This window comes from Nocardia donostiensis (genome assembly GCF_002081715.1).
Taxonomy (GTDB): domain Bacteria; phylum Actinomycetota; class Actinomycetes; order Mycobacteriales; family Mycobacteriaceae; genus Nocardia; species Nocardia donostiensis.
The window spans coordinates 1-13,571 of sequence record NZ_MUKP01000072.1 but is presented as its reverse complement, the minus strand read 5'-3'; the positions used below and the strand labels follow the sequence as shown (position 1 = coordinate 13,571).

The window sequence follows — 13,571 nt, the reverse complement described above, 5'->3', positions numbered from 1 at the left end:
GCACGGTCGAAGGTTTCGCGCACCGGTTCGTCGGCCTGCTCGGTGAGATCGTCGCTGCGCCGCGCACCCCGGTGGGTGATCTGGAGTGGCTCACCGTCGAGGAGCGGCAGCGGCTGGTCGCCGAGCGGAACGCGACCACTCACACTGTGGCACCGGAATTACTGCTGGACGGATACCGGCGCGCGGTGGCCGCCCACCCGGACGCGATCGCCGTGTCCTACACGGGCGCTGCGGGCGCCGAGTTGACCTACCGGGAGTTCGACGAACAGGTCAACAAGCTGGCCAGGCTGTTGATTTCGCACGGGGTCGGTGCCGGTTCGCTGGTCGGCCTGTCGGTGCGGCGGTCGCTCGACCTGGTCGTCGGCATGTACGCGATCATCACCGCGGGCGGTGCGTATGTTCCGCTCGACCCGGACCATCCCGCGGAACGGGTCGCGCACATCCTCGACACTGCCCGGCCCGCGTGCGTGGTGACCACCACCGCAGACGCTGTGGCGGTACCGGACGGCACGGTGCTGCTGCGGCTCGACGCGCTCGAAACAGCTCGGTTCTCGGGTGCGCCGGTGACGGCGGACGAGCTGTTGCGGCCGGTCTCGCCTGCCGATCTGGCGTATGTGATCTTCACGTCAGGGTCGACCGGACGGCCGAAGGGTGTCGCGGTCTCGCACGCGGCGATCAACAATCAGATCGCGTGGATGCTGTCGGAGTATCCGCTGGGTCGCGACGACGTGTACCTGCAGAAGACGGCGACAACTTTCGATGTATCGCTGTGGGGTTACTTCATGCCGTTGCGGGCGGGGGCGAAGCTGGTCGTCGCCACGCACGACGGCCACCGTGACCCGGTGTATGTGGCCGAGATGATCGTCGCGCACCGGGTGACCGTGACGGATTTCGTTCCGTCGATGTTGAGTGTGTTCGCCGCGCAGTTGGCGCCGGGGTCGTGCCCGACGTTGCGCGAGGTATTCGTTATCGGAGAGGCGCTGCCGCCGGAAACGGTATCGGCATGGCGGGCGGTTTCCGCCGCCGCGCTGCACAATCTGTACGGACCCACCGAGGCTGCGGTGTCGGTGACCTACTGGCCGGCGCGTGATGGTGCCCATGAACGAACGGTGCCGATCGGTCTGCCGCAGTGGAACGTTCAGGTGTTCGTGCTCGATGCCCGGCTGCGTCCGGTACCCGCCGGGGTGGCGGGCGAACTGTATCTCGCCGGCGATCAGCTGGCGCGCGGCTATATCGCGCGACCGGACCTGACGGCGGACCGGTTCGTGGCCAACCCGTTCGCCACCGGAACACGGATGTACCGCACGGGTGATCTTGTCGTGTGGCGGGATCAGGCCGGTGACATCCCGCCTCGCCTCGAATACCTCGGGCGCACCGATTTCCAGGTGAAGTTCCGCGGTCAGCGCATCGAGCTGGGCGAGATCGAAACGGCTTTGCTGGCACAGTCCGCGGTGAGCCAGGCGGTAGCACTGGTGGCGTCCTCGTCCCTGGGCGATCAGCTGGTGGCGTATGTGGTTGCCCAGCCAGGGCAGACGGTCGAGCAGCGTGCGTTGCTGGCGGCCGTCGCAGAAGTGCTTCCCTCGTATATGGTTCCGGCCGCGATCGTGATGCTGGACGCGTTCCCGTTGAACACCAGCGGTAAGCTCGACCGCTCGGCCTTGCCGGAACCGACATTCAGCGCGCGCGAGTTCCGGGCTCCGGCGACCGTGGTGGAGGAGATCGTCGCGGGCGTATTCGCCGAGGTGCTCGGAGTCGCGCGGGTCGGCGCGGACGACGACTTCTTCGCCTTGGGCGGCAACTCGCTGATCGCCACCCAGGTGACCGCACGGCTCGGCGCCGCGCTCGGCGCTCGCCCCGCCGTGCGTGACCTGTTCGAGGCACCCACGGTGGCCGGACTTGCGAGCAAAATCGAGCAGCAGGCCGACGGTGGTGCCCGCCCGGCACTGACAGCCGGTCCGCGCCCCGACCGGATTCCGCTGTCACCGGCTCAGCAGCGAATGTGGTTTCTCAACCAGTTCGACACCGAGTCGGCCGCCTACAACATGCCGGTCGCAGTGCGGTTGACCGGTGAGCTGCATGTCGCCGCGCTGCAGCAGGCCATCGCCGACGTGATCGCCAGGCACGAGATCCTGCGGACGGTATACCCGAAAACCGACGGTGAGCCGGTACAGGTGATCCTGCCCGCGGCACAGGCGGTTCCGCGAGTGGACCTGACCCAGGTCGGCGCCCAGGACATCGAAACGGCCCTCACCACGTTGATGTCGACGATCTTCGACGTCACGACCGAGGTGCCGTTGCGGATCGCACTGTTCCAGATCAGCGACGCCCCCACCGACGCACCGGAGTACGTACTGGCGATGGTGGTGCACCATATCTCCGGTGACGGCTCGTCGGTCGGCCCGCTCACCCGGGACCTGATGACCGCCTATATGGCGCGGTCGACGGGCGCGGCGCCGGAGTGGGCGCCGCTCGAGGTGCAATACGCCGACTACAGCATCTGGCAGCGGGCGCTGCTCGGCGGCGAGGACGATCCGCAGTCGCCTGCGGCGAAGCAGATCGCCTACTGGCAGACGGCGCTGGCCGGCCTGCCGGATCAACTGGATCTGCCGACGGACCGCCCCCGGCCTGCCGTGCAATCCTTCGCCGGCGGCAAGGTCGAGGTGCAGATCGACGCCGAAGTGCACCGCGCCTTGCTCGACGTGGCGCGCGCCGAGGGTGCGACGCTGTTCATGGTGGTGCACACCGCGCTGGCGGTGCTGCTGGCCCGGCTGTCGGGCACCGACGATATCGCCATCGGCACCCCGACAGCGGGCCGCGGCGAGGCCGTGCTCGACGACCTGATCGGCATGTTCGTCAACACCCTGGTGTTCCGGACGCGGCTCGATGCCGGTGAATCGTTCACCGATCTGCTCGTCCGGCAGCGGGACACCGATCTCCAGGCGTTCGCCAACGCCGACGTACCGTTCGAACGGTTGGTCGAGGTACTCAACCCGGTTCGCTCCACCGCACGGCATCCGCTGTTCCAGGTCGGCTTGTCGTTCCAGAACTTCGCAGCGGCCACGCTCGAACTGCCCGGCCTCACCGTCACCGGGCTGGATATCGACACCCAGCTCTCCCAGTTCGACCTGCATCTGATCGTCGCCGACGGTTACGACCAGGCCGGTACGCCGACCGGTATCACCGGCGTCCTCACCTACGCCGATGACCTTTTCGACGCATCGACTGCGCGTGGTTTCGCCGACGGCCTGTCTCGGGTCCTGACCGCGATCGCGGCGGACGCGACAACCGCGGTCGGCGATATCGAACTCCTGGCTCCGGATGAGCGCCGCACCATTCTCGAACACCGCAATGCCACCACAGCGGCTGTCGATACCACCGTGACACTCGCCTCGCTGCTCGATGCCACAGTGGCCGGATCCGCCGGTTCCGTCGCCCTCGTGATGGATTCACCGGACGGCGCCGGTGCCGAGCTGACCTACGGTGAACTCGACTTGCTGGTCAACCGCCTTGCTCGGCATCTGATTTCGCTGGGTGTCGGCCCGGATTCGCGGGTGGCGCTGGCTATGCGGCGTTCGGTGGATCTGGTGGTGGCCATGTACGCGGTGGCCAAGTCCGGTGGTGCGTATGTGCCGGTGGATCCGGATCAGCCTGCCGAACGCACCCGCTACGTGCTGGAGACCGCGGCACCCGTCTGCGTGCTCACCAACAACGACGCCGGGTTCACCACCACGGTGGCACCGGTGGTGTCGTTGGACGAGCTGTGCCTGGACGGGGTGGATGCCGGTCCGATCACCGATACCGACCGGAGGGCGCCGCTGCGCCCGCAGCACACCGCGTACGTGATCTTTACGTCCGGTTCGACCGGCCGGCCCAAGGGGGTCGCGGTGCCGCATGCCGCGATCGCCAACCAATTGCAGTACCAGGTCGCCGAATTCGCGCTGGACGCCGCCGACGCGGTACTGGCGAAAACCACGGCCACTTTCGACCTGTCGGTATGGGAGTACTGGTCGGCAGCGGCCTGCGGTGGGCGACTGGTACTCGCCGAACCCGACGGGCATCGAGATCCGGTGTATTTGAACGGGTTGCTGGCCAAGGAGTGGGTAACCACTCTGCACGTCGTGCCGTCCATGTTGGATGCCCTGCTCACCGCGGGCCTGCCCGATTCGCTGTGGCGGGTGCTGGCCATCGGTGAAGCGCTGCCCGCCCCGCTCGCGCAGCGGTTCCGGCAGCAGTATCCGCGTATCGAACTGTTCAACCTCTACGGCCCGACCGAGACGGCGGTGTCGATCACCAGCCATCGGGTCACTGCGGCCGACGAGGTGTCGGTGCCGATCGGAACACCCGAGTGGAACAGCCGGGCCTATGTCCTCGACAACCGTCTGCGACCGGTGCCCGACGGGGTCGTGGGTGAGCTGTATCTGGCGGGCGCACAGCTGGCCCGTGGCTATCATGCGCGCACTGACCTGACGGCGGAGCGGTTCGTCGCGGATCCGTTCGGCGCCGGGGAGCGGATGTATCGCACCGGGGACCTCGCCGCCTGGAACCGCTCGGGTGAGCTCGAATACCGCGGCCGCACCGACTTCCAGGTCAAGGTCCGCGGCTTCCGGATCGAACTGGGCGAGATCGAGACCGCGCTGCTGGCCCTGCCTCAGGTCGCCCGCGCCGCGGTCATCGCACGATCCGATACCCGCACCGGTGACCGCCTGGTGGGCTATCTGGTCCCGTCGCAAGACGCTCCGGACATCGATACCGGGCAGGTGAGTTCGGCCCTGCGCACGGTACTGCCCTCGTATATGGTGCCGTCGGCGTTCGTCGTGCTCGACGTCCTGCCGCTGACCGTCAACGGCAAACTCGATCGCGACGCCCTGCCCGAACCAGAATTCCAGGCCCGCGCCTTCCGGGCACCCGCGACGCCGATCGAGGAGATCGTGGCCGGTGTCTACGCCGAGGTGCTCGGCACCGAACGCGTCGGCGTCGACGACGACTTCTTCGCCCTCGGCGGCAACTCACTGCTGGCCACCCAGGTCGCGGCGCGGATCGGCGCCGCGCTGGATACCACCGTGCCTGTGCGTGCCCTGTTCGAGGCGCCGACCGTGGCCGGGCTCGCGATGAAGGTCGAACAGCAGGCGGGCTCGGGGGGCCGCCGTGCACTGGTGGCGGGCCCACGACCGGAGCAGATTCCCTTGTCGTTGGCCCAACAGCGGATGTGGTTCCTCAACCAGTTCGACACCACCTCCGCGGCCTACAACATCCCGGTCGCGATCCGGTTGACCGGCCAGCTCGATATCGGTGCCCTCCAGCAGGCCGTCGCCGATGTTCTCGCCAGGCACGAAACGCTGCGCACCGTCTACCCCCAGACCCCGGACGGTCCGATACAGCGGGTGCTCGAACCGTCCGATATTCCGGTCGGCCTTGTTCCCGTCCCTGTTACCGCCACGGATATCGCCGAGGAGGTCCGCGCCCTCGTCACCACCGGTTTCGATGTCACCGTCGACGTCCCGTTCCGCACCAGGCTGCTGCAGCTCACCGACACCGAGTTCGTCCTGGTTTTCGTCGCCCATCACGTCAGCGCCGACGGTTGGTCGATGACACCGTTGAGCCGGGACGTGATGCTCGCCTACTCCGCCCGCGCCGCGGGTGTCGCACCCGGCTGGGCGCCGTTGCCGGTGCAGTACGCGGACTACGGCATCTGGCAGCGCGCGGTACTCGGTTCCGAAGACGACCCCGACAGCCTCATCTCGGAGCAGATCGGATTCTGGCAGACGGCGCTGGCCGCCCTACCGGACGAACTGCCCCTCCCCACCGACCGTCCACGGCCCGCTATGCAGTCATTCGCCGGGGGGCGTGTCCGGTTCTCGGTCGAGGCCGACCTATACCGGACATTGCAGAAGATGGCCCGTGACCAGAACGTCACACTGTTCATGGTCGTGCACGCGGCTTTCGCTGTCCTCCTGGCGCGGCTGTCCGGCACCGAGGACATCGCCATCGGCGCACCGGTGGCCGGGCGCGGCGAGTCCGAACTCGACGATGTGGTCGGCATGTTCGTCAACACGCTGGTATTGCGTACGCAGGTGCCAGGACAGCTGACTTTCGCGGAGCTGCTGGCCCACACCAAAGACACGGATCTGCAGGCATTCGCACACGCCGACCTACCCTTCGAGAGGCTGGTGGAACTGCTCGCACCGGAACGCTCCACCGCAAGGCACCCGTTGTTCCAGGCGGCGCTGACCTTCGACAACCTGCCGATGAGCAGCCTGGAACTGCCCGGGTTACGCGTCGACGCCCTCGATGCCGAGATCGACACCGCGAAGTTCGACCTGTCGCTCACCATCCGCGAGAACAGCGCGGTCTCCGACACCGAACCCGGCGTGGGCGAGGACGTGGGGATGTACGCGGAGTTCTCCTTCGCGACCGACCTGTTCGATCATCGGACCGTACAGGAATTCGCCGACCGGTTCGGCCGGGTGCTGGCGGCGGTAGCCACCGACCCGACAGTGGCCGTCGGCGATATCGATCTGCTCACCCCGTCCGAGCGCGCCACCCTGCTGTGCGCAGGCGCGCCGGCCGTTGCGGCCGCGCCCGTGGCGACGCTGCCCGAGTTGATCGGTGCCCAGGCCCAGCGCAGGCCGGATGCGGTGGCCATCCGTTTCGACGGGACGACGCTGAGTTTCGGTGAGCTGTATCGGCGCGCGAACCAGGTCGCCCGGGCGCTCACCGCCGCCGGAGCGGGCCCGGAAACCATCGTGGCGGTCGCGGTCGCTCGCACCGAAGAGCTTCCGGTCGCCCTACTCGGTGTGCTCACCGCGGGTGCGGCATACCTGCCGATCGATCTCACCTACCCGGCGCAGCGGCTGGCGTTCGTGCTCGCCGACGCGGCACCGGTGTGTCTGCTGACCACAGCCGATCAGCAGACCGGCATCCCCGATGTGGAGCTGCCCACGGTACTGCTGGAACAGACCGCGGAATTCGGGGGCGAACCGGTGACCGACGGTGACCGGGTGGCACCGTTGCGGCCGGGCAATCTCGCCTACGTCATCTACACCTCCGGATCCACCGGGGTTCCCAAAGGTGTCGGTGTGACCCACCGCAACGCGGTGGAGCTGTTCAGCAACGCCCAGCCGCTCTTCGGATTCGACGACACCGACGTGTGGACGCTGTTCCACTCGTTTGCGTTCGACTTCTCGGTGTGGGAGCTGTGGTGTGCGCTCGTCACCGGCGGCAGTGTGGTCGTGGTCGACTATGCGGTATCACGGTCACCGGAACAGTTCCGCGACATGCTGATTCGCGATCAGGTGACCGTTCTGAACCAGACTCCGTCGGCGTTCTATCAGCTCGTCGCCGCCGACTCCGCGGTCACCTCCGGGCAATTCGCGCTGCGGTATGTGATCTTCGGCGGCGAGGCGCTGGACCTGCGGCAGCTGCGACGCTGGTACGAACGGCATGCCGTGGACGCACCGCGGCTGGTCAACATGTACGGCATCACCGAAACCACCGTGCACGTATCGTTCCTCTCACTCGACGAACACCTGGTGGACAACCGGGCCAGTCTCATCGGCCGGGCGCTGCCGGGACTCGAGGCGTACGTGCTCGACAACCGTCTGCACCCAGCGCCGGCCGGCACACCAGGCGAGATCTACGTTGCCGGCGCCCAGCTGTCACGCGGCTATCTGGGGCGCCCCGCGCTCACCGCGACGCGGTTCGTCGCGAACCCGTACGGAGCACCGGGGTCCCGGCTGTACCGTTCGGGCGATATCGCGCACTGGGTCCGCTCCGGCACCGACGCCGGGCTCGCCTACGCCGGGCGCGGCGACCAGCAGGTGCAGCTGCGCGGTTTCCGGATCGAACTCGGGGAAATCGAAACAGCGCTGCAGCGTTGCACCGGGGTGAGCCAAGCGGTCGCGCTGGTCCGCACCGATTCGACGCTCGGTGATCAGCTCATCGGATATGTCGTGCCCGATGCGGATGTGGAGCTCGACCCCACCGAGTTGCGCACCCAGGTGGCCGAATTCCTCACCGGCTACATGGTTCCGTCGACGATCATGGTGATCGCGGCGATGCCGTTGACACCCAATGGCAAACTCGATCGCCGCGCCCTGCCTGCACCCGAGTTCCGGAGGCGCGAATACCGGGCACCCGCGTCCCCGATCGAGGACACCGTGGCCGCCGCCTTCGCCGAAGTGCTCGGCGTCGAGCGGTTCGGCATGGACGACAACTTCTTCGAGCACGGCGGAAACTCGCTGATCGCCGCGAAGTTGACGGTACGGCTGTCGGAGGCGCTCGGTACGAAAGTTCCGGTGATGCGGGTGTTCACCGCACCCACACCCGGGGAATTCGTCGCCGATCTGGCTCGCCGCGCCAACGGCACCGCCGAACGCGAAGCAGCCTTCGACATGCTCCTGCCGCTGCGTTCCGAGGGTTCGGCCGCGCCGCTGTTCTGTGTGCACCCCGTATCGGGAATTTCCTGGTCGTACGCGGGCCTGGCCGCCTACCTCGGCCCGGACCGGCCCATCTACGGCCTACAGACGCCGGTACTGGCCACCGACGCGAACCTGCCGAATTCGATCGAGGAATGGGCGGCCCAGTACCTCGAGCTGATTCGCTCGGTACAGCCGAACGGGCCGTACCACCTGCTCGCCTGGTCGTTCGGCGGCGTCATCGCGCACGAGATGGCGGTGCAACTCGAGCGCGACGGCGAGCAGGTGGCCCTGCTCGCGGTGATGGACAGCTATATGGCCGACCCGCCGGGAACGGCGGCCGACGAGGGCGGGCAGGTGCCGATCGCCGAACTGATCGGCGGCCTGCTCGGCGAGCTGGCCGGTGACCTCGGCAATGTCGCGGACATGGATTGGACGACGCTCCCCCAGCTCATGGCCGAACTCCCGGAACCGTTCGCCTCCTTCGGCGCCGACCGGGTCACCCGCATACTCGACGGGGCAGTGCACTCGGTCGTGCTGCGCGAGGCCTACGAACCTGCGACATACCACGGTGACGTCATCTACTTCACCGCGGCCCTCGACGATCCGACCGGAGAGGTCGGCGCATCGATCTGGGCCGATATCGTCGAAGGCACGGTGCACAACCACGCCGTGCCGACCACGCACTGGCAGATGACGACGGCCGCCGGGCTCGCCCGGATCGCCGACGTGCTGACCGAGGTGTGGCGGGCTGCGGCGACACCGGCTACATGAGCCGACCGAACGGAACATTCGTACAAGTCAGCGGGGCACAGGATGGTGACAATGGCCTCATGATCACGCCTCGGGGGCTCGATAACCGACCTGATGACACCGATCCGCAGCCTCCTGACCGGAAAACGCCTGCGAGTCGTGCAGGAAGCCGCCGAAGACGCCGCATCATCGCCTCTTCGGCCATCTTCCTCGGGGTCGTCGGGCTGCTCCTCATGAACGCGGTGGTAGTGGCGCAGCAGGACGCCGAAAGCATCGGGGATTCGATCCTGTCTCTCGACGGCGAGAACATCCACGTGCGCCAGGACGGCCCTCGTGATGCCCCGGCGCTCGTGCTGATCCACGGGTTCGCCGGATCTGTCCACTGGTGGGATCCGCTGGTTCCGGTGCTGGCGAAGTCCTATCGCATCATCTGCGTCGACCTGCTCGGGCACGGTCGGTCGGCCAAACCGGCCGGCGACGGCTACGGGATCCCCGAGCAGGGACGCCGGGTCGGTGCGGCACTGGATCGGCTCGGCGTGCAGCACGCTGTGGTGATCGGCCATTCCACTGGTGGCTCGGTTGCCACCGCCCTCGCCGAGCAACGGCGCGACCTGGTGACCGCGATCGCACTGATCAACACCGGCCCCCGTCTGGACGCCTACATCGCACAGGAATCTGTCAGTCGGCTCACCTCTGTCCCCGTCGTAGGGCAACTGTTGTGGCGGCTTCGGACCGACGCGTTGATCCGACGAAGTGTGAGCACCGCGTTCACTCGCGAGATCGATATCCCGCAACAGCTCGTGGACGACGTGCGCGGCATGACCTACCACGCGTTCACCGCCACATCGCAGGCTGCCGACAACTACCAGGCGCAGCGCTCGATCCCGGACCGGCTCGTGGCCCTCGACAAGCCGCTACTGGTGATCTTCGGCGAGGAGGACAGGAGATGGCGATCCTCGTCCGCCGCCGAGTATCGCGTCGTACCCGGCGCCGCCGTCGAGTTACTGCCTGGGGTGGGACACGCGCCCATGCTAGAGGATCCGCCACGGACCGCTGCGCTCCTGCTGGCCTTCGCCGCGATCCACGCCGCATAGGCAACCATGTGTACATCCGGTGAGCCCTTGATGCAAAACCTCGACAGCCACGGCCGCAGCATGTCGGCCCCGGATCCGTCCGCCGCAATCCACGGCAGCGTAGCCACCGGTGGTAAGCCTTCCTGTTGCAGCAGGGTTGCCGCTGTGCCTCTAATGAGCTCGAGCACCCTGAGGCAGGGTCGGACGTAGGTGGACCGGTACGGCGGTCCACCGAATGCTAGGAGATCGCCATGACAACCGGATACGTGTGGAACACCCTCTACGGGTGGGTAGACACTGGTAGCGGAAGCTTGTTCCCGTCCGACGTTACGACTGGCCTCCAACCCATCGGGCATCACCTCGCACACCCTGATACCAAACGGCGGTTCCATGAATTGGTTTCGGTATCCGGCCTGCTCGACAAGTTGCACTCCATCGAAGCGAAGCCCGCAGCCGAAGCCGACATACTGCGAGTGCACACCGCACAACATCTGGAACGGATCAAGGCCGAGAACCTGCAGCCGAAAGGCGGAGATGCCGGTGACGGCGTCTCGTCGTTCGGCAAGGGTGGATATGAGATCGCCGCACTTTCGGCGGGCGGCGCAATCGCGCTTGTCGAGCAGGTGCTGGCGGGAACGGTCGACAACGGTTACGCGCTGGTCAATCCGCCGGGGCACCACGCGACCCGTGCGACCGGTATGGGCTTCTGCATTTTCAACAACATCTCCATCGCCGCCGCCTACGCGAAAGACGTTCTCGGCGTGCAGCGCATCGCCATCGTCGACTGGGACGTCCACCATGGCAACGGCACTCAGGACATCTGGTACACCGACCCCTCGGTGTTGACCATCTCGATCCATCAGCATCTGTGTTTTCCGCCGGATTCCGGTTACCGCGAGGAGCGCGGCGCAGGAGACGGTTACGGTTACGCGATCAATGTGCCGCTCCCACCCGGTAGCGGTGACGCCGCGTATCTCCACGCGATCGACCGGGTTGTCGAACCGGCGCTGCACGCCTACGCGCCCGAGCTGATCATGGTGGCGTCCGGTTTCGATGCGAGCATTCTCGATCCGCTGGCCCGGCAGATGGTCACCAGCGGCGGCTTCCGGCACCTGACCCGGCGGATGCTCGATATCGCCGCGGAAACCTGCGCGGGCCGGGTCGCTTTCGTCCAAGAAGGCGGCTACAGCCCGCACTATGTTCCGTTCTGCGGGCTCGCGGTGCTACGTGAGCTGCTCGGTGAAGAATTCGTGGACGACCCGTACACGCCGATCGTCACGACACAAGGCGGCGATGTTCTCCTCGACCACGAGGCCGCTGCGATCGATGCCGCGGCAGGCCTGGTCGCCGAACTGTGAACCGTTCACGCGCATTCGCCCTCCGATCGGAGCCCATGGCATGCACACCATCGTGGTCATCGAGGATCTCCACGTGGCCGTGATGGTGCGCAACCGGCGGTTGGTCCGGCACTTCGCCGGTGTCGGCATGGGCGAGTTGCGGCGACAACTCGAATACAAGGCCGACTGGCATGGGGCCAGGATTCAGGTCGCGGGCCGCTGGTATCCCAGTTCCACAACGTGTTCGGCGTGTGGCGTGGTGAAAGCCGAACTGCTCCTGTCCGAACGCATTTTCACCTGCGATGGCTGCGGATTGCGCATCGATCGTGACCTCGACTCGGCGCGTAATCTCGCGGCACTGGCCGAGGGGCGTCCTCCCCGAGTTGCGGGTCGACGTCGACACCGCAAGGCGTCGACTCAAGACACGCTTTCACGCGTTTCCTGAACGGTGAGCAGGGTCTTGATCGCGCGACGCTCGTCCATCGCCTGGTAGCCTTCGGCCGCCTGTTCCAGTGGCAGGGACAGGTCGAATACCTTGCCGGGGTCGATCTCGCGACGCCAGATCAGGTCGATCAGTTCAGGCAGGAAGCGGCGTACCGGGGCGGGACCACCGTGCAGGTGCACTTCGGAGAAGAACAGTTCGTCGGCGGGTAGGGCGACGCCTTCATGGGCGACGCCGACGTAGCCGATATATCCGCCCGGGCGGGTCGAACGGATGGCCTGCAGCATCGCTTCCTGGGTGCCGACGGCTTCGATAACGCTGTGCGCGCCGAGCCCGTCGGTGAGTTCCCTGACCGCGGCGACACCGGCGTCGCCACGTACTTCGACGATGTCGGTGGCACCGAACTCCCGGGCCAGGGCCTGCCGGTCGGCGTGACGGGACATGGCGATGATCTGCTCGGCGCCCAATTGCTTCGCGGCCAGCACCCCCATCAGCCCGACCGCCCCGTCACCGACTACGGCGACGGCCTTACCCGGACCTACCTCGGCGGCGACGGCGGCGAACCAGCCGGTTCCCAGCACGTCGGAGGCCGCGAGCAGGGAAGGGATCAGCTCGGGGTCGGGCTGGCCGGGCGTGGCGACCAGGGTTCCGTCGGCGTAGGGGATGCGGGCCTTCTCCGCCTGGGTGCCGATGGTCCCCGCGACGAAGGAACCGTGCACACAGCGAGATTGGTAGCCGGCCCTGCAGATCGGACAGGTGTTGTCGGAGATGCAGAACGAGCCGACGACGAAGTCGCCGACTTTCAGAGTCTGCACGGCATCCCCGATTTCCTCCACCACACCGACGTATTCGTGCCCCATCGGCGTGTGATCGACCGGTTCGACGCCCCGATACGGCCACAGATCCGATCCGCAGATACAGGTCGCGGTGATCCGGACGACCGCATCGGTCGGCTCGATGATCATCGGGTCTTCCCGCTCGACGACCTCGATGTCGCCGGGGGCATTCATCACTACTCCACGCATGAGAGTTCTCCTTGGTCGTTTCGGGGTCCGCGGGCGGTGTTGATGCCGAGCCCGGAAGCACCGAGCAGCACCACCAGCACGACCACGATCGGTTTCGTGTCCCCCCGCACGCGTGTTCTTCGCCGCTCTCGGCGCCCGCCACCAGCGCATCACCCCCTACACGCCACGTCACAACGGGAAAGTTGAACGCTATGACCGGATCCTGGCCGAGGAATTCCTCTACGCCCGCGAGTGGGTCTCCGAGCAGCAGCGAACAGACGCCCTCAGCGTCTGGAACGCCCACTACAACTATCAGCGGCCACACGCTGCCGCCGCCCCTGGCCCGGTGCTCACCTTCTACAGCCCCGAACCCGCTGCCCCCGTCCTGTCCTCGGGATCGACGGGACGAAACCGGGGATCAACCGAGATGAGCCGACAGCAGCCAGGCCGGGACGGACTTGCGGCCGCTGGGCTCGTCACGTAAACCCTCGAACCGCAAGCCTGGGCTGCCCACAAGCTCCTCGGGGCCGGATGGCAGGTTTCCATGG

Annotated in this window: 6 protein-coding genes and 1 pseudogene; 5 read left to right on the top strand and 2 right to left on the bottom strand. The window is 66.9% G+C overall.

The window, feature by feature from the left end; all coding sequences use genetic code 11:
- From B0T44_RS24930 to B0T44_RS24915, 4 genes are all read left to right on the top strand, one after another.
- A partial coding sequence (locus B0T44_RS24930; RefSeq protein WP_081512673.1) for a non-ribosomal peptide synthetase occupies positions 1-9,188 on the top strand: 9,188 nt, incomplete at its 5' end.
- A gap of 212 nt (positions 9,189-9,400) precedes the next feature.
- Positions 9,401-10,261, top strand: coding sequence for an alpha/beta fold hydrolase (locus B0T44_RS24925; RefSeq protein ID WP_077116775.1), 861 nt, complete (start codon positions 9,401-9,403; stop codon positions 10,259-10,261).
- Between the two features lie 230 nt (positions 10,262-10,491).
- A complete protein-coding gene (locus B0T44_RS24920) occupies positions 10,492-11,598 on the top strand; it encodes a class II histone deacetylase (RefSeq protein ID WP_077116776.1) in 1,107 nt (368 codons plus the stop codon).
- Positions 11,599-11,650: 52 nt separating this feature from the next.
- On the top strand, positions 11,651-12,022 hold the full coding sequence (locus B0T44_RS24915) for a zinc ribbon domain-containing protein (RefSeq protein WP_175648011.1): 372 nt from the start codon (positions 11,651-11,653) through the stop codon (positions 12,020-12,022).
- On the opposite strand, the gene B0T44_RS24910 is transcribed toward B0T44_RS24915, so the two are convergent.
- Both B0T44_RS24910 and B0T44_RS28355 read right to left on the bottom strand, forming a co-directional pair.
- Entirely contained in the window at positions 11,995-13,044 is a 1,050-nt protein-coding gene (locus tag B0T44_RS24910) for a zinc-dependent alcohol dehydrogenase family protein (RefSeq protein ID WP_077116778.1), read from the bottom strand. The genes B0T44_RS24915 and B0T44_RS24910 overlap by 28 nt on opposite strands.
- Positions 13,032-13,154: a hypothetical protein gene (locus B0T44_RS28355; RefSeq protein WP_254893712.1), complete on the bottom strand. Its 123-nt coding sequence runs from the start codon at positions 13,152-13,154 to the stop codon at positions 13,032-13,034. Before B0T44_RS28355 ends, B0T44_RS24910 begins: the two co-directional genes overlap by 13 nt.
- A 17-nt stretch (positions 13,155-13,171) precedes the next feature.
- On the opposite strand from B0T44_RS28355, the pseudogene B0T44_RS24905 reads away from it, so the two are divergent.
- A pseudogene (locus B0T44_RS24905) lies at positions 13,172-13,369 on the top strand (integrase core domain-containing protein); the annotation flags it as partial.
- Between the last annotated feature and the right edge of the window lie 202 nt (positions 13,370-13,571).